The sequence below is a fragment of the Thermomonas sp. genome, from assembly GCF_047606765.1.
In the GTDB taxonomy this organism is placed as follows: domain Bacteria; phylum Pseudomonadota; class Gammaproteobacteria; order Xanthomonadales; family Xanthomonadaceae; genus Thermomonas.
Genome location: NZ_JASGED010000044.1, coordinates 26,183 through 41,700 on the forward strand (window position 1 = coordinate 26,183; position 15,518 = coordinate 41,700).

The following is a 15,518-nucleotide window of genomic DNA, read 5'->3' on the forward strand; positions in this document are numbered from 1 at the left end:
CAAGGATGCCGTCCATGACGTCTCGCTCCATTCTTCTTCGCCGCACGCTGCTGTTCCTCGCGGTCGTTGCCGCGCCCGGCCTGCATGCGCAATCCCTGCCCGATGCGGGCCGGGTTCTGCGCGACACCGAGCGCAATGCACTGGAACTGCCGCCGCGCCAGCAGCTGGACATCGCATTGCCGGACGAAGGGCAGGCCACGCCTGCGGACAGTGGCGTGCGCCTGCGCGTGCGCGAGTTCCGCTTCACCGGCAACAGCGCAGTCGGCAATGACGAGCTGGCGGCGCTGCTGGCCGACCTGCGCGGGCAGGAACTGTCGCTGGCGCAGTTGCAGGCGGCGGCGCTGCGCATCACCCGGCTGTATCGCGAGCGCGGCTATCCGCTGGCACGCGCATGGTTGCCGCAGCAGGAAATTGACGACGGCGTGCTGCGCATCGACGTGCTGGAAGGGCGCTATGGCGAAGTCCGCGTGGAGAACGGCACGCATACGCGCGCCACCGCGCTGCGCCCGCTGGGTAATCTGAAATCGGGCGACGTGGTCGAATCCGCGCCGCTGGAAAAGAACCTGCTGCTGGTGCGCGACCTGCCCGGCGTGGAACTGCGTTCCACCCTGCAACCCGGTGCCAGCGTCGGCACCACCGACCTGGTGGTGGAGGTGCTGCCCGGCAAGCGCTTCGACGGCAGCATCGAACTGGACAACTTCGGCAATTACTACACCGGTGAATACCGCCTCGGCGGCAGCTTCAACATCAACAATCCGCTCGGCCTCGGCGATCAGTTGAGCCTGCGCGTGCTGGGCTCGGATGGCGATCAGCGCTACGGGCGGCTGGGCTGGCAGGGCAGCATGGGCGCGCTGGGCACGCGCGTTGGCGTTGCGTATTCGGCCATGCGCTATGAACTCGGGCGCGATTTCGCCGTGCTGGATGCCTCCGGCAAGGCCGACATCGCCAGCGCATGGGTGATGCAGCCGCTGCTGCGTTCGCGCGATTTCACGCTGTCGCTGTCGCTGCAATACGACGCCAAGCGGCTGGAGGACAGCATCGACCTGATCGGTGCGCGCAGCAGCAAGCGCACCGACGTGTGGGCGCTGGGCCTGAATGGCTACGGTGCCGATGACTGGATGGGCGGTGGCCTGAGCAGCTTCGCGCTGACGCTGGGTGCCGGGCGGCTGGATCTGGAAGACCCGCAGGCCCGCCTCATCGATGCAGTGACGGCGCGGACGCAGGGCAGCTATCGCAAGCTCAACGCCAGCGCCGCGCGCCTGCAACGGCTGGGTGGTGCGTTCAGCCTGCTGGCGCAGGTCGAGGCGCAGTGGACGGGCGACAACCTCGACAGCTCGGAGAAGTTTGCGCTGGGCGGCGTGTATGGCGTGCGCGCCTATCCGCAGGGCGAGGCTGCGGGCGACAAGGGCATGCTGGCGCGGGTGGAACTGCGCTATGCGCTGACGCCGGGCTGGCAATTGGCGGCGTTCGCCGACCACGGCCGGGTGCGCCTGAACCACAGGCCGTGGAGCGCGGGCGACAACAGCCGCGAACTTTCCGGCGCGGGGCTGGGCGTGAACTGGACACACGGCGGCTGGCAGGCGGCGCTGGGCGCGGCCTGGAAGCTCGGCAGCGAGGACGCACTGAGCGGCCCCGACCGCGAGCCGAGACTGTGGGCGCAACTGGTGCGTCGCTTCTAGGAAAGGTCTGAACAAGCCGTCATTTCGGCGAAAGCCGGAATCCAGCTCTCAAGCCGTCTTTCCGGCGAACGCCGGAATCCAGCTCTCAAGCCGTCATTTCGGCGAACGCCGGAATCCAGCTCTCAAGCCGTCATTTCGGCGAACGCCGGAATCCAGCTCTCAAGCCGTCTTTCCGGCAAAAGCCGGCCGCTTCTGACAAACGGATGTTTGTCCAATCCAGCTCTTTGGTAAGTCGTTGAAAAGCCGGATCCCGGCTTTCGCCGGGATGACATTTCGGGAGTGGTTCAGAGCTTCTCTGGGAACCTGCTCGCGACAGATCGCGAACAGGCTTGGGGGCAAAAGCCGTCGCGCCGGGCGATAATCCCGGCATGACCGACGACCGCATCATTGCCCCCGGCGTCACTCGCGAGGATGAGGCCGCCGAGGCCAGCATCCGCCCGAAGCTTTTGTCCGAATACCTCGGCCAGCAGCCGGTGCGCGAGCAGATGCAGATCTACATCGAGGCTGCCAAGCAGCGTGGCGAGGCGCTCGACCACGTCCTGATCTTCGGCCCGCCTGGCCTTGGCAAGACCACGCTGAGCCACGTCATCGCCAATGAACTCGGCGTCAGCTTGCGGGTCACCTCCGGCCCGGTGATCGAAAAGGCCGGCGACCTCGCTGCATTGCTGACCAACCTGCAACCGCACGATGTGCTGTTTGTCGATGAAATCCATCGCCTGTCGCCGGTGGTCGAGGAAATCCTCTACCCGGCGATGGAGGACTACCAGATCGACATCATGATCGGCGAAGGCCCGGCCGCACGTTCGATCAAGCTCGACCTGCCGCCGTTCACCCTGATCGGTGCGACCACCCGCGCCGGCCTGCTGACTGCGCCGCTGCGCGACCGCTTCGGCATCGTCCAGCGATTGGAGTTCTATTCGCCGGAGGAACTGACCCGCATCGTGCGCCGCTCCGCGCGCATCCTTGGCATCGAGTGCGATGCCGATGGCGCAGGCGAAATCGCCCGGCGTGCGCGCGGCACCCCGCGCATCGCCAACCGCCTGCTGCGCCGCGTGCGCGACTACGCGCAGGTGAAGGGCACGGGCGCGATCGACGCCGGCATCGCCCGCGCGGCGATGGACATGCTGAAGGTCGATCCGGAAGGCTTCGATGAACTCGACCGGCGCATGCTGGGTACGATCATCGATGCCTTCGACGGCGGCCCGGTCGGCGTGGAATCGCTGGCGGCGGCACTGAGCGAGGAACGCGGCACGCTGGAAGACGTGATCGAGCCGTACCTGATCCAGCAGGGTTTCCTCGTGCGCACCGCGCGCGGGCGCATGGCCACGCCGAAGGCGTATCGCCATCTTGGCTTCAAGCCGAAGGCCGCAACGCCCGGATTGTTCGAGGCCGGCGATGGCTGAGCCCTTCGTCTGGCCGGTGCGCATCTACTGGGAAGACACCGACGCCGGCGGCGTGGTCTATCACGCCCAGTACCTCGCCTTCATGGAACGCGCCCGCAGCGAATGGCTGCGCGGGCAGGGCCTGCATCAGGACCGCATGCGCCTGGAGGCCGACACCGTGTTCGTGGTGCGGGCCATGGACATCGACTTCCGCGCCCCGGCCCGGCTGGACGATCAGCTTGAAGTCAGCGTGCGCCTGCTGGAATGCCGGGGCGCAAGCCTGCTGCTGGCGCAACGGATTGAACGCAGCGGCGCATTGCTGGTCGAAGCGAAGGTGAAGATCGCCGCGCTGGCCGCGTCCACCTTTCGCCCGCGCCCGATCCCGACCGAATTGAAACGCCTGCTGGAGAACGCTTGATGTCGCCCACGATGCTGCTGCAATCCCTGCCCCAGGCCTTGCCGGAAGATGCACCGGTGGAAACCGTTGAACTGGCGAATGGCGCGTCGCAGGCTGCAGCTGCGCATGGCGATGGTGGCCTTAACATCCTGCAATTGATCCTGCACGCCAGCCTGCCGGTGCAACTGGTGATGGCGCTGCTGCTGCTGGCCTCGCTGGCCTCGTGGATCATCATCCTGCGCAAGAAGCGGGTGCTGGATCGCGCCGAAAAGGAAGCCGACCGCTTCGAGGAAACGTTCTGGTCTGGTACCGAACTGTCAAAACTTTACGCGGATGCTTCCTCGCGCAATCGTCAGATTGAAGGCTTGGAAGCGATCTTCGAAGGCGGCATGCGCGAGTTCAACCGCATCCGCCAGCGTCGCGGCGTGGATGCGCGCATGCAGCTGGAAGGCGCGCAGCGCGGCATGCGCGCCGCCGCATCGCGTGAGCTGGACGGGCTGGAACGCAACCTGGAGTTCCTTGCCAACGTCGGTTCGATCAGCCCCTACGTCGGCCTGTTCGGCACCGTCTGGGGCATCATGATTTCGTTCCAGGGCTTGGCAAACGTGAAGGAAGCCACCATCGCAACGGTCGCGCCCGGCATCTCCGAGGCGCTGGTCGCCACCGCGATGGGCCTGTTCGCCGCAATCCCGGCGGTGTGGGCCTACAACCGCTTCGCCACCCGCGCCGAGCGCATGGCGGTGCGCTACGAGACCTTCAGCGAAGAGTTCTCCTCGATCCTGCAACGCCAGACCCACGTGGACGACTGAGGAGGCGCGCATGGCGACCGCATCCCTGCGCCGGCACCGCAAGCGCAAGCTCAAGGCCGAGATCAACGTCGTTCCCTACATCGACGTGATGCTGGTGCTGCTCATCATCTTCATGGTCACCGCGCCGCTGCTGAACGTGGGCGTGGACGTTGACCTGCCCGATGCCAATGCCAAGACGCTGGAGCAGAAGAAGAAACAGCCGGTGGTGGTGCAGATTGGCAGTGACGGCGGGCTGGCGCTGATGCACGAAGGGCTGGATCGCCCGCAGGCGATGGACGAGGCGCAGCTGCTGGAGCAGGTGCGCGCCTTCGTGCAGGCCGACAAGGACCTGCCCGTGTACGTGGCCGGTGACAGCGCGGTGAACTACCAGCAGGTCTATCGCATGCTGGGCGAATTGCAGTCCAAGGCCGGCGTCAGCCGCGTTGGTCTGATGGGCGACCCGGCCAAGTGACGGAGTGCGGGTGAAGCAGACGCGCACCGATAACTGGATCACCGTCGTGCAGGCGCTGGGCCTGCACGTGCTGCTGTTCCTGTTGATGTTCGGTGGTTTGCAGTGGACGCGCAGCAATACCGCAGAGCCTTCGGCGGGCGACCCGATCGAGGCCGAACTGATCGACCCTTCCGCATTGAGCGGAGCGATGCAGCGCGCCCTGCGTCGCGAGCCGGAGCCATTGCCGCAGCCGGTGGAAGAACCGCAACCTCAGCCATTGCCGGAACCCGAGCCGGAGCCCGCACCGCAGTTGCCTGATGTGCTGCCGCCGCCCGTCCCTGATCCCGCGCCGGTGGAGCAGGAGAAGGTGCGTCGCGATGCGCCTTCGCCGGATGTCGCCAAGGTGCCGCGCGAACAGGACGAAAAGCGCAGGCAGCCCGATCAGGCCGAAATCAACGCACGCAAGGCGGAGCAGCAGCGGCAGGAAGAAGAACGCAAGCGCCAGCAGCAGATCGCCGAACTGCGCAAACAGCGCGAGCAGGCCGCGCGCGAACGCAGCATGGCCGAACAGCGCGAGCAGCAGTTGCGCGATGCGCGCAGCGGCAGCAGTACGTCGCCTGCGCAACCGCCGCCGGGCAATCGCGGCACGGATGAAAGCCTGAAGGCGCGCTATCGCGATGCCCTGCAGCAGGCGATCACCCGCCAGTGGGTGCGCCCGGAGTCGGTGCAGATCGGCCAGCGCTGCCGCATCCTGATTCGCCAGCTTCCCGGCGGCGACGTGCAGGACGTGACGGTCTCGCCCTCATGCCCGTTCGATGCGCTGGGCCGTGAATCGGTGGAGCGCGCGGTGCTGAAGGCGTCGCCGCTGCCGTATGCCGGATTCGAGCTGGTGTTCGCACGCGAACTCGACCTCAACTTCGTGGCCGAAGAGCGTTGACGCCGTTTTCATCCCGGCTGCACGGCCCGCTTCGTTAATGTTCATCCTCGCCGCGCCCGGATGGGCGACCCTGTTCAACTCCCGGACTGAATGCCTGTGACCATGTCCCGATCCCTTTCCCGGCTTGCGCCCCGTCTTGCCCTGCTGCTGTGCAGCCTGTCGCCGATGCTCGCTTTCGCCCAGTCCGGGCGGATGGAAATCGACATCGTCGGCGGCAATGCCGCCGCCCTGCCGATTGCGGTGGTGCCGTTCGCGGGCGATGCCGGCGGCACCGACATCGATGACATCATCCGTGCCAATCTGGCCCGCTCCGGCCAGTTCCGTCCGCTGGATGAAGCCGGCCTGCCGGAGCGCCCCACGCGCGGCAGCGAAGTGGCGTATCCGACCTGGCGCATGGCCAAGCAGGACTTCCTGCTGGTGGGCCGCAGCGTGCCGGACGGTGCCGGCTTTCGCGTGGAATACGAACTGTTCGATGTCGCAAAACAGGAGCGCATGCTCGGCTTCGCGGTGAGCGCGCCAGCCGGTTCGATGCGCGACGTGGCGCACCAGATCAGCGATGCGGTCTATCAGAAGATCCTCGGCGTGCCGGGCGCGTTCTGGACGCGGATCGCCTACGTGACCGCCACGGGGCTGGGCCGTGACAGCCGTTACACGTTGGTCGTGGCCGATTCCGACGGTTTCAATCCGCGCACCGTGGTCACTTCGGCGCAGCCGCTGATGTCGCCGGCATGGAGCCCGGACGGGCGCAAGTTGGCCTATGTGGATTTCAAGGACGGCAACTCGGCGGTCTATGTGCAGGACATCGCCAGCGCCGAGCGCCAGAAGGTTGCCAGCTTCCGTGGCATCAACGGCGCGCCGGCGTTCTCGCCGGATGGTGGCCGGCTGGCGCTGACCCTGTCCAAGGGCGGCAACCCGGACATCTATGTGCTGGATCTGGGCAGCAAGCATCTGACCCAGGTCACCAATCATTTCGGCATCGACACCGAACCCACCTGGAGCCATGACGGTGCCAGCCTGTACTTCACCTCGGATCGCGGCGGTCGCCCGCAGATCTACCAGGCGCCGGCCAGCGGCGGCAGCGCCACGCGGGTGAGCTTTGAAGGCAGCTACAACGCCAGTCCAGCGGTGTCGTTCGACGGCAAGAAGATTGCCACCGCGCAGGGTGCCGGCAATACCTACCGCATCGCGCTGATGGATCGCAGCCTTGGCAGCCCGCGCTGGAGCATGCTCTCGCCCGGTTCGCTGGATGAATCCCCCAGCTTTGCGCCCAACGGCGCGATGGTGGTCTATGCCGCGCGCGAGGGCCGGCGTGGGGTGATGTACACGGTCTCCGCCGATGGCCGCGTGCGCATGCGCCTGCCGCTGGAAGGCGGCGACGTGCGCGAGCCGGCATGGTCGCCATATCGCAAGCAGTGATCCTGCCGTTCATCGCGCAGCGCTAACGCAAAATCAATAAACTCCCCCATTCAGCCCAATGACCGACCACGAGGATTTCCGATGAACGCATCCGCTTCCCGCATCGCCCGCACCCTGATGCTCGCCGCGCTGGCCTCCGCCGTGGTGGCCGGTTGCACCAGGAATGTGAAGGAAACCCAGACCACCGATACCGGCAGCAGCACCAGCGGCACTACGACCCCGATCAATGATGGCCCGACTCGTCCGGGTGCCTACACCCCGGCGGATCTCGACACCGACGCCTGCCTGCGCAACCGCGTGGTCTATTTCGATCTGGATCAGGATGCGCTGAAGCCGGAGTTCCAGGCCGCAATGAGCTGCCACGCCAAGTACCTGCGTGACCGCCCGAGCGCGCGCCTGCGTCTGGAAGGCAATGCCGACGAGCGCGGCAGCCGCGATTACAACCTGGGCCTCGGTGAGCGCCGCGCCAATGCGGTGTCGTCCGCACTGCAGGCCAACGGCGGCGGCGCCAGCCAGCTGAGCGTCATCAGCTATGGCGAGGAACGCCCGGTCTGCAACGAGTCCGGCGACGGTTGCTGGTCGCAGAACCGTCGCGTCGAACTGGTCTACAGCGCCAAGTGATGCGCGGCAGGCTGTCGTTCGCATTGCTGGCGGCGATGCTGTGTGCATCGCCGCTGGCGCTGGCCCAGCGCGCCAGTCTGGCCGACCGCGTGACCGCGCTGGAAGCGCGCGCGGCGGGTGACCAGAACGGTGCCGAACTGGTCAACCAGATCGGCCAGTTGCGCGCCGAGGTGCAGGAACTGCGCGGCCAGATCGAGGAATTGCAGCAGGAACTGGAACAGGCCAGGCAGAGCCAGCGTGCGCAATACCTCGACCTGAGCGGGCGTCTGGATCGGCTGGAAGGTGGCGGCGTTTCGACATCAGCCGCCCCCGCGCCGGTCGCCAGTCCGATGGCCCCGGCTGTGCCGCCGGTGTCGCTGCCGCCCGCATCGGGCGATGAGCGCAGCAGCTACAACCACGCCTTCGATGCCTTGAAGGGCGGCGACTATGTGGAATCGGCGCGCCGCTTCCGCGACTTCCTCGCCGCCTATCCGGGTGGCCAGTACGCCGCCAATGCGCTGTACTGGCTGGGCGAGAGCTATTACGTCACCCAGAACTACGCGCTGGCCGGTGAGCAGTTCCAGGCGGTGCTGGATCGCTATCCCACCCACGACAAGGCCCCCGGCGCACTGCTCAAGCTGGGCCTGTCGCAGTACGGGCTGAAGCAGTACGAGCGCGCCGACGCCACCCTGCGCGAGGTGGTGCAGCGTTATCCCGGCACCGACGTGGCACGCAGCGCAAGCGACCGCCTGCGTTCGATGGAACTGACCGGCGCCCGTTAAACTGTGCGCATGAACGCCGTCGCCGATGCGGCTGCCGCATCGGCGGTGGTCACCAGCCAGCCAGAGCGCCTCAAGCTCACCGAAATCTTCCTGTCCCTGCAGGGCGAAGCCCGCGATGCCGGCTGGCCGACGGTATTCGTGCGCCTGACCGGCTGCCCGCTGCGCTGCACGTATTGCGATACCGCCTACGCCTTCCACGGTGGCGCGTGGTGGAACATCGACGACATCCTCATCGAAGTGGCCTCGCACGGCGCCCGTCACGTCTGTGTCACCGGGGGAGAGCCGCTGGCGCAGAAGCGCTGCCTGACGCTGTTGTCGAAGCTCTGCGACGCCGGCTACTGCGTGTCGCTGGAAACCTCCGGGGCCATCGACATTGCCGGCGTCGATGCGCGGGTGTCGCGCGTGCTGGACATCAAGACACCCGGCTCCGGCGAGGTCGAACGCAACCTGTGGAGCAACCTGCCGCTGCTGACGCCGCGCGATCAGGTGAAGTTCGTGATCTGTTCGCGCGCCGATTTCGATTGGGCCAAGGGCATCGTTGGCGAACATCGCCTGCACGAAACCTGCGACGTGCTGTTTTCGCCCAGCGCGAATGAAGTGCCGGCGCGTGAGCTTGCCGACTGGATCGTGGCGGACAAGCTGCCGGTGCGGTTCCAGATGCAATTGCACAAGCTCCTGTGGGGCGAGGAACAAGGCCGATGAACCAGCAACACAAACCCGCCGTCGTGCTCGTTTCCGGCGGCATGGATTCCGCCGTCGTCCTCGCCATTGCCCGCGAACAGGGCTTCGCCCCGCATGCGCTGAGCGTGCGCTACGGCCAGCGCCACACCTCGGAACTGGATGCCGCCGCCCGCGTTGCGCAGGCGCTGGGCGCGGTCGTACACAAGACCGTACACGTCGATCTGCGCAGCATCGGTGGCTCCGCGCTGACCGATGACATCGACGTGCCGACGGATACCGACGGCCACGAAATCGGCGTCGGCATCCCGTCCACCTACGTACCCGCGCGCAACACCATCATGCTGTCGGTGGCGCTGGGCTGGGCCGAGGTGCTGGGCGCGACCGACCTGTTCTGCGGCGTCAACGCGGTGGACTATTCCGGCTATCCGGACTGCCGCCCGGAGTTCATCGCCAGCTTCGAGCAACTTGCCAATCTCGCCACCAAGGCGGGTGTGGAAGGCAGCCGCTTCCGCGTGCATGCGCCGCTGATGCGCATGTCCAAGGCCGACATCGCCCGCGAGGGCCTGCGCCTTGGCGTGGACTTCGCGCAGACCGTGAGCTGCTATCAGGCCGATGCCGACGGTCTTGCCTGTGGCCATTGCGATGCCTGCCGCCTGCGCGCGCAGGGGTTTACCGAAGCCGGCATCACCGATCCCACGCGCTACGTCTGCGGGGCCATCGGTTAGAATGCACGCCCGCGCATGCAGCGCGGCACGCGATGGGTCGTTAGCTCAGTGGTAGAGCTGCGGACTTTTAATCCGTAGGTCGATGGTTCGAATCCATCACGACCCACCATTGAATCAATGACTTACGCCATCCTCCGGGTGGCGTTTTTCATTTGTGCGTAGCTAAATCGTAGCCGGGGAGTGGAGCCGACACCTGCACCTGTTCCGCGTAGCGTTTCAGGTCAGCACTGGTGGAGTTGCTGAACCCTTGAACATGTTGAGACTTGAAGGTATGACACTAAGTGATACAGTGCATGGCATGCGGCGTATCTTCCGAACCCGGCAGTTCACCCGAAAGATGCGCAAGGTCGGCCTGTCGGATGCTGCCCTGCTGGATGCAGTGGACGAGATGGCACAAGGCCTGATCGATGCGGACCTAGGTGGTGGTTTGGTGAAGAAGCGCGTCGCGTTGCCGGGACGGGGCAAGAGCGGCAGTACCCGGACCATCGTCGCCACCAACAAGGGGAACCGCTGGTTTTTCCTCTATGGCTTCGAGAAAAACGAGAAGGTCAACATCAGCAACGACGAACTGGAAGCCTTGAAAACCTACGCGACCGATTTGCTGAAACGAACAACAACGCAACTGGACGATGCCGTCGCGGACGGCGCTTTGCAGGAGATTACCCATGACCGCCAAGACCAAGCCTAAGAGTCGCATCATGGAAGCGGTGCATGAGGGTGCGAGCGATCTGTACCGCCTCGGCTTCATCGATAAGCGCCGCATGCAGGAGTTCGATGCGCTGTGCCTGGAGCCGGTGCCGGCGTACACCAGCGCCCAGATTCGCAAGCTGCGGGCTTCGCTCAACATCAGTCAGCCCGTTCTGGCCGCGGTGCTGAACACCAGTGTTTCCACGGTTCGCCAGTGGGAGCAGGGCGAGAAGAAGCCCAGTGGCCCCTCGTTGAAGCTGCTCAACCTGATTGACCGCAAGGGCATCGAGGCGGTGCTGTAAGGGTTTCATTTACGAACCATCCCGCGATCAGCGGCCTCGCCGTGGACTCAACCCGCGCGCCTCGCCATCCCCTATGATTCGCCTGCGGCCATGGGGATGGCCACTTTCCGGAGATCGGCGATGAAACGACTGGCGATGGCGGCGATGGCCGCATGCCTGCTGCTTGTATGCAACCTGACGTGGGCGCAGGCCAAGAACATCGGCGAATTGCCGTGGGTGGCGGGGCCGGCCACCGGCCAGATCGGGGGCAATGCCACGATCAAGGTGCCGGAGGGCTATGCCTTCCTCGGCCCGGATGGCGCGCGTGAGTTCAACCGGCTGACCGAAAACCCGGACACCGGCATCGACGAATACGTGCTTGCGAAGGATGACCTGTCCTGGATTGCGTTCTTTTCGTTCGATCCCGTGGGTTACGTGAAGGACGATGAGAAGCTGGATGCCGATGATCTGCTGCAGTCGGTGACCGAAGGCACCGAGGCTTCCAACGAGGAGCGCAAGCGCAATGGCTGGGACTCCGTGCATGTGACCGGCTGGGCGTTCAAGCCGCAGTACGACAGCGGGATCAAGTCGCTGGAATGGGCGTTCCGCCTGAAGGGCGAACAATCCGAGGGCGAGAGCATCAACTACAACACGCGCCTGCTCGGGCGTCGTGGCGTGATGCAGGTGCTGTTGCTGACCGACCAGGAGCATCTGCAGGCTTCGGTCGCGGATTTCAAATCGAAGCTGCCCGGCTTCTCCTTCAACTCGGGCGAGAGCTATGCCGACTTCCGTGACGGCGACCATGTGGCCGAATACGGTCTGGCGGCACTGGTGACTGGCGGCGCGGCGGCGGTGGCGGCGAAGAAGGGCGTGTTCGCGGCCATCGGCATCTTCCTGCTGAAGATGTGGAAGCTGCTGGTGGTGGCGGTGGTGGGCGGGTTTGCCGCCATCCGCAAGCTGTTTGGCGGCAAGGACAAGGACGCGCAGCCCTGAACCTGCCGACCGCCGAGGCGCTGCTGCTGCCGGGCATCGCGGCGTTCTATCTGTACGACAGCATGCTGCTGTTGTACGCAGACGAGCTGGTGTTCACCAAGCCCGCGCGTCGCTGGTTGGCGGCGCTGGGCGATGGCGCGACCTTCGGTGGCCGTTATCTTGCGTTTCCGGCGCTGCTGTCGCCGGGTTCGCCTGTCTTCCGCGCGGCGTGGAATGCGCCCGCCGATGCCGGCGCGCCTGCGCTGGAAGCGGTGCTGCGCGTCGTGCGCCCGCTGCGCTGGCATGCATGGCTGCTTGCGCTGGCCTTGTTCGTGCTGGTGCCGGCGGCGCTGGCGCTGCATGCGTCATCGGCATGCTTGCTGGGCCTGTTGGCACTGATCTACCTGCCCACCATGCTGGCGGTGCTTTACCTCGTGCGCAGGCGCGGGCCGCTTGGCTTGTCGCGCAAGGAACTGGCCTCGATCGCCTTCGATGCCATCGCCTGTCCGCCGTTCGCGCTCAATCTGGTCAGGCGGGTGACGTTGCGCTGTGGCTTGCCACAGGCCGCACCGGCGTTTGCCGATGCGGTGCTGGATGCGCCCGCACGCGCGCGTTTGCAGCAGGCACTGGAGACGCGCTGGGCATTGCTGGACAGAGGCCGTGAACCGGAGGATGCGGCATGACCTTCATCGAAGGCGCTTCCATCGTGGCCGGGCTGGGCATCGGTTACTGGCTGGTGTCGGTGTTCACCCGCGATCCCGATCAACATGATCTGGATCCCTCTGTCGATGCGGAGAAGCCAACGCCCGGGTTCGATGCGTCTGCACCCTGGTACGAAGTTCTGGGTGTGTCGGAATGGGCGTCGGAAGAAGAAGTCACCGCCGCATGGCAGGCCAAGCAGGCGCAGTACCACCCGGACAAGGTGGCGGCGATGGGGCCGGAGTTTCGCGAACTGGCCGAGCGCAAGCTGGCCGCGATCGAACAGGCCTATCAGGACGCGATGCGCCAGCGCTGACGCGCCTTGATTATTCGTTGGCGGCGGAAAGCTCCGCACCGCGCATGCGTGCGGCATGGATGGCGCGGTTGACCAGTGCGCGCAGGCCACCGGCTTCGAAGGTTTCGATGGCGGCCTGGGTGGTGCCATTGGGCGAGGTCACCCGCCGGCGCAGCTCGGATGGCTCCACATCGGATTCGGTCAGCATGCGCGCCGCGCCCAGCACGGTTTGCAGCGCCAGCGTGCGCGCGGCTTCAGGCGGCAGGCCTTCTTCGATGCCGGCATCGGTCATCGCTTCGGCCAGCAGGAACACATAGGCTGGGCCGCTGCCGGAAACGGCGGTGACGGTGTCCATCTGTGCTTCGTCCTCGATCCACACGGTCTTGCCGGCGGCGGACAGCAAGGTTTCGGCCAAGTCGCGGCCGCTGGCATCGACCCGCGCGCTGGCGTGCAGGCCGGTGACGCCTGCACCGAGCAGGGCGGGGGTGTTCGGCATCGTTCGCACCACTGCGATGCCGCCGCCCAGCCAGCGTTCCAGTTGCGCGCTGGTGATGCCGGCAGCAATGGAAACGATCAGCGGCTTGCTGGCCTGCGCCTGCACGGCCAGTGCTTCGCACACCGCGCGCAGCACCTGCGGCTTGGTCGCCAGCACCCAGGTGGAAGCGCCTTCGATGGCCTGCGCGGCCTGCTCGAACACGGCCACGCCGAAATCCGCGTGCAGTGCTTCGCGCGCTGCGGCATTGGGATCGGCAACGTGGATGGAAGCGGGATTGCGGCCCTGCGCCACCAGCCCGCCGATCAGGCTGCGCGCCATGTTGCCGCCGCCGATGAAGGCGATGGAGTTGTTCGTGGTTGTCATGGGCGGGAGTTTAGCTGTCATCCCGGCGAAAGCCGGGATCCAGCCTTTGAAGTTTTTGTGGAAGAGCCATGAAACCGGATCCCGGCTTTCGCCGGGATGACGGTTTCTGTATTTCAGGTTTTCAGGCCTTTGGATGGGCGCGCACCGGCGTGCTTTTTATCCTTTTCGGCGCGAGCGCCGAAAAGCGCACTGCCGATGCGCACCATGGTCGCACCTTCCTCGATGGCGGGCAGGAAGTCCTCGCTCATGCCCATCGAAAGCGTGTCGATATCGGGATGGCGCTGTTTCAGTGCATCGAACAGGCGCGCCATCGCCCGGAATGCTTCGCGGCGGCGGGTCATGTCGGGGTCGGGGGATGGAATCGCCATCAGCCCGCGCAGGCGCAGGTGCGGCTCGGCGGCGATGGCATCGGCCAGCGCCTCCACGTCGCCCGGCGCGCAGCCGTGCTTGCTGGCTTCATCGTCGATATTCACCTGAATCAGCACGTTCAGCGGTGGCAGGTCAGCCGGGCGATGGCGGGCCAGCGCGGTGACCAGCTTGGGCCGATCCACTGATTGCACCCAGTCGAAGGCGCGCGCGGCGGCGTCGGCCTTGTTGGATTGCAGGTGGCCGATCAGGTGCCATTCCAGCCCCAGCCCGCGCAGGGCTTCGATCTTGGGTAGCGCCTCCTGCACGTAGTTCTCGCCGAAGGCTTGCTGGCCGGCAGCGGCCATCGCGGCGATTTCGGTGGCGCTGCGGGTCTTGGACACCGCCAGCAGCCGGGCCGCTGGCCTGCCAGTGGCGTGGCCCACGTTGTGGATGGAGTGCAGGGCGGCGTCCAGTGCGGCCCGGACGGGCGGGGGCGGCGAATCGGGGTGTTGGGGCACGGCGGTTGAGCGCTGGGCGATGGACGCTCATACTGCCTGCGGGGAGTGGCTGCTGCCAATCGGCGGGTCGCCACGCACACACAACTCATGGCGCGGGGAAGCACGAATGGATATCGCCGAACTTCTGGCATTTTCGGTCAAGAACAAGGCATCGGACTTGCACCTGTCCGCAGGGCTGCCGCCGATGATCCGCGTCGATGGCGACGTGCGCCGGATCAACATCCCGGCGCTGGAACACAAGCAGGTGCATTCGCTGATCTACGACATCATGTCGGACAAGCAGCGCCGCGATTACGAAGAGTTCCTGGAAACCGACTTCTCGTTCGAAATCCCCGGCCTTGCCCGCTTCCGTGTCAACGCCTTCAACCAGAACCGTGGCGCGGGCGCGGTGTTCCGTACCATTCCCTCGGAAGTGCTGACGCTGGAAGACCTCGGTTGCCCGCGCACCTTCAAGGAGCTGATCGAGCAGCCGCAGGGCCTGATCCTGGTCACCGGGCCGACCGGCTCCGGTAAATCGACCACGCTGGCGGCGATGATCGATCACATCAACAAGAACGAATACGGCCACATCCTCACCATCGAGGACCCGATCGAGTTCGTACACACCTCGCAGAAGTGCCTCATCAACCAGCGCGAAGTGCATCGCGACACCCACGGCTTCAACGAGGCGCTGCGCTCGGCCCTGCGCGAAGACCCGGACATCGTGCTGGTGGGCGAATTGCGCGACCTGGAAACCATCCGCCTGGCGCTGACCGCCGCGGAAACCGGCCATCTGGTGTTCGGCACCCTGCACACCAGCTCGGCGGCAAAGACCATCGACCGCATCATCGACGTGTTCCCCGCCGGCGAAAAGCCGATGGTGCGTTCGATGCTGTCCGAATCGCTGCGTGCGGTGATTTCGCAGGCGCTGCTGAAGAAGGTCGGCGGCGGGCGTACCGCCGCGTGGGAAATCATGGTCGGCACCCCGGCCATCCGCAACCTGATCCGCGAGGACAAGGTGGCGCAGATGTACTCGGCCATC

Annotated in this window: 19 protein-coding genes and 1 tRNA gene; 18 read left to right on the plus strand and 2 right to left on the minus strand. The window is 65.8% G+C overall.

Features of this window, described 5'->3' with window-relative positions:
- Nucleotides 1–14: 14 nt before the first annotated feature.
- From QM612_RS04285 to QM612_RS04365, 17 genes are all read left to right on the plus strand, one after another.
- Complete coding sequence (locus QM612_RS04285) at nucleotides 15–1,679, plus strand: ShlB/FhaC/HecB family hemolysin secretion/activation protein (protein WP_415252658.1); 1,665 nt, start codon at nucleotides 15–17, stop codon at nucleotides 1,677–1,679.
- Nucleotides 1,680–2,047: 368 nt separating this feature from the next.
- Nucleotides 2,048–3,082, plus strand: a complete 1,035-nt coding sequence (ruvB, locus tag QM612_RS04290) for a Holliday junction branch migration DNA helicase RuvB (RefSeq protein WP_415252659.1) — start codon at nucleotides 2,048–2,050, stop codon at nucleotides 3,080–3,082.
- Nucleotides 3,075–3,479, plus strand: coding sequence for a tol-pal system-associated acyl-CoA thioesterase (ybgC, locus tag QM612_RS04295; protein ID WP_415252660.1), 405 nt, complete (start codon nucleotides 3,075–3,077; stop codon nucleotides 3,477–3,479). Before ruvB ends, ybgC begins: the two co-directional genes overlap by 8 nt.
- Nucleotides 3,479–4,267 carry a protein TolQ gene (gene tolQ / locus QM612_RS04300; protein WP_415252661.1) on the plus strand — a complete coding sequence of 263 codons (789 nt, stop codon included), beginning with the start codon at nucleotides 3,479–3,481 and terminating at the stop codon, nucleotides 4,265–4,267. Before ybgC ends, tolQ begins: the two co-directional genes overlap by 1 nt.
- Nucleotides 4,268–4,277: 10 nt before the next feature.
- Complete coding sequence (tolR, locus tag QM612_RS04305; protein WP_415252662.1) at nucleotides 4,278–4,718, plus strand: protein TolR; 441 nt, start codon at nucleotides 4,278–4,280, stop codon at nucleotides 4,716–4,718.
- 10 nt (nucleotides 4,719–4,728) lie between these two features.
- Nucleotides 4,729–5,634, plus strand: coding sequence for a protein TolA (locus tag QM612_RS04310; RefSeq protein WP_415252663.1), 906 nt, complete (start codon nucleotides 4,729–4,731; stop codon nucleotides 5,632–5,634).
- A 102-nt stretch (nucleotides 5,635–5,736) separates the two neighbouring features.
- Complete coding sequence (gene tolB / locus QM612_RS04315; protein ID WP_415252664.1) at nucleotides 5,737–7,050, plus strand: Tol-Pal system beta propeller repeat protein TolB; 1,314 nt, start codon at nucleotides 5,737–5,739, stop codon at nucleotides 7,048–7,050.
- 117 nt (nucleotides 7,051–7,167) lie between these two features.
- Nucleotides 7,168–7,671 (plus strand): peptidoglycan-associated lipoprotein Pal, encoded by a 504-nt coding sequence (pal, locus tag QM612_RS04320; RefSeq protein WP_415252675.1) that lies wholly within the window; start codon nucleotides 7,168–7,170, stop codon nucleotides 7,669–7,671.
- Nucleotides 7,671–8,432 (plus strand): tol-pal system protein YbgF, encoded by a 762-nt coding sequence (ybgF, locus tag QM612_RS04325; protein WP_415252665.1) that lies wholly within the window; start codon nucleotides 7,671–7,673, stop codon nucleotides 8,430–8,432. Before pal ends, ybgF begins: the two co-directional genes overlap by 1 nt.
- A gap of 9 nt (nucleotides 8,433–8,441) precedes the next feature.
- Complete coding sequence (queE, locus tag QM612_RS04330; RefSeq protein WP_415252666.1) at nucleotides 8,442–9,134, plus strand: 7-carboxy-7-deazaguanine synthase QueE; 693 nt, start codon at nucleotides 8,442–8,444, stop codon at nucleotides 9,132–9,134.
- On the plus strand, nucleotides 9,131–9,838 hold the full coding sequence (queC, locus tag QM612_RS04335) for a 7-cyano-7-deazaguanine synthase QueC (protein ID WP_415252667.1): 708 nt from the start codon (nucleotides 9,131–9,133) through the stop codon (nucleotides 9,836–9,838). The genes queE and queC overlap by 4 nt, the downstream gene beginning before the upstream one ends.
- A gap of 34 nt (nucleotides 9,839–9,872) precedes the next feature.
- Nucleotides 9,873–9,947 (plus strand) — tRNA-Lys (locus QM612_RS04340).
- A 189-nt stretch (nucleotides 9,948–10,136) separates the two neighbouring features.
- Nucleotides 10,137–10,526 (plus strand): type II toxin-antitoxin system RelE/ParE family toxin, encoded by a 390-nt coding sequence (locus QM612_RS04345; RefSeq protein ID WP_415252668.1) that lies wholly within the window; start codon nucleotides 10,137–10,139, stop codon nucleotides 10,524–10,526.
- Nucleotides 10,504–10,827 (plus strand): helix-turn-helix domain-containing protein, encoded by a 324-nt coding sequence (locus QM612_RS04350; protein ID WP_415252669.1) that lies wholly within the window; start codon nucleotides 10,504–10,506, stop codon nucleotides 10,825–10,827. The genes QM612_RS04345 and QM612_RS04350 overlap by 23 nt, the downstream gene beginning before the upstream one ends.
- A 120-nt stretch (nucleotides 10,828–10,947) precedes the next feature.
- Nucleotides 10,948–11,799, plus strand: coding sequence for a DUF2167 domain-containing protein (locus QM612_RS04355; RefSeq protein ID WP_415252670.1), 852 nt, complete (start codon nucleotides 10,948–10,950; stop codon nucleotides 11,797–11,799).
- Nucleotides 11,800–11,861: 62 nt separating this feature from the next.
- Nucleotides 11,862–12,461, plus strand: coding sequence for a hypothetical protein (locus QM612_RS04360; RefSeq protein WP_415252671.1), 600 nt, complete (start codon nucleotides 11,862–11,864; stop codon nucleotides 12,459–12,461).
- Nucleotides 12,458–12,793, plus strand: a complete 336-nt coding sequence (locus QM612_RS04365) for a J domain-containing protein (protein ID WP_415252672.1) — start codon at nucleotides 12,458–12,460, stop codon at nucleotides 12,791–12,793. The genes QM612_RS04360 and QM612_RS04365 overlap by 4 nt, the downstream gene beginning before the upstream one ends.
- A 10-nt stretch (nucleotides 12,794–12,803) precedes the next feature.
- Here QM612_RS04365 and proC read toward each other — a convergent pair whose 3' ends face one another.
- Together proC and QM612_RS04375 are read right to left on the minus strand one after the other, a co-directional pair.
- Nucleotides 12,804–13,631 (minus strand): pyrroline-5-carboxylate reductase, encoded by an 828-nt coding sequence (gene proC, locus QM612_RS04370; protein ID WP_415252673.1) that lies wholly within the window; start codon nucleotides 13,629–13,631, stop codon nucleotides 12,804–12,806.
- 113 nt (nucleotides 13,632–13,744) lie between these two features.
- A complete protein-coding gene (locus QM612_RS04375) occupies nucleotides 13,745–14,452 on the minus strand; it encodes a YggS family pyridoxal phosphate-dependent enzyme (RefSeq protein ID WP_415252676.1) in 708 nt (235 codons plus the stop codon).
- Nucleotides 14,453–14,603: 151 nt separating this feature from the next.
- Between QM612_RS04375 and QM612_RS04380 the strand changes: the two genes are divergently transcribed.
- The coding region (locus tag QM612_RS04380; protein WP_415252674.1) for a type IV pilus twitching motility protein PilT at nucleotides 14,604–15,518 on the plus strand (915 nt) is incomplete at its 3' end.

What these genes read in the sequence shown, in the direction of transcription:
- QM612_RS04285 (WP_415252658.1), top strand. Translation starts at nt 15, where the DNA reads ATGACGTCTCGCTCCATTCTTCTTCGCCGCACGCTGCTGTTCCTCGCG.
- ruvB (WP_415252659.1), top strand. Translation starts at nt 2,048, where the DNA reads ATGACCGACGACCGCATCATTGCCCCCGGCGTCACTCGCGAGGATGAG.
- ybgC (WP_415252660.1), top strand. Translation starts at nt 3,075, where the DNA reads ATGGCTGAGCCCTTCGTCTGGCCGGTGCGCATCTACTGGGAAGACACC.
- tolQ (WP_415252661.1), top strand. Translation starts at nt 3,479, where the DNA reads ATGTCGCCCACGATGCTGCTGCAATCCCTGCCCCAGGCCTTGCCGGAA.
- tolR (WP_415252662.1), top strand. Translation starts at nt 4,278, where the DNA reads ATGGCGACCGCATCCCTGCGCCGGCACCGCAAGCGCAAGCTCAAGGCC.
- tolB (WP_415252664.1), top strand. Translation starts at nt 5,737, where the DNA reads ATGTCCCGATCCCTTTCCCGGCTTGCGCCCCGTCTTGCCCTGCTGCTG.
- pal (WP_415252675.1), top strand. Translation starts at nt 7,168, where the DNA reads ATGCTCGCCGCGCTGGCCTCCGCCGTGGTGGCCGGTTGCACCAGGAAT.
- ybgF (WP_415252665.1), top strand. Translation starts at nt 7,671, where the DNA reads ATGCGCGGCAGGCTGTCGTTCGCATTGCTGGCGGCGATGCTGTGTGCA.
- queE (WP_415252666.1), top strand. Translation starts at nt 8,442, where the DNA reads ATGAACGCCGTCGCCGATGCGGCTGCCGCATCGGCGGTGGTCACCAGC.
- queC (WP_415252667.1), top strand. Translation starts at nt 9,131, where the DNA reads ATGAACCAGCAACACAAACCCGCCGTCGTGCTCGTTTCCGGCGGCATG.
- QM612_RS04345 (WP_415252668.1), top strand. Translation starts at nt 10,137, where the DNA reads ATGCGGCGTATCTTCCGAACCCGGCAGTTCACCCGAAAGATGCGCAAG.
- QM612_RS04350 (WP_415252669.1), top strand. Translation starts at nt 10,504, where the DNA reads ATGACCGCCAAGACCAAGCCTAAGAGTCGCATCATGGAAGCGGTGCAT.
- QM612_RS04355 (WP_415252670.1), top strand. Translation starts at nt 10,948, where the DNA reads ATGAAACGACTGGCGATGGCGGCGATGGCCGCATGCCTGCTGCTTGTA.
- QM612_RS04360 (WP_415252671.1), top strand. Translation starts at nt 11,862, where the DNA reads ATGCTGCTGTTGTACGCAGACGAGCTGGTGTTCACCAAGCCCGCGCGT.
- QM612_RS04365 (WP_415252672.1), top strand. Translation starts at nt 12,458, where the DNA reads ATGACCTTCATCGAAGGCGCTTCCATCGTGGCCGGGCTGGGCATCGGT.
- proC (WP_415252673.1), bottom strand. Translation starts at nt 13,631, where the DNA reads ATGACAACCACGAACAACTCCATCGCCTTCATCGGCGGCGGCAACATG.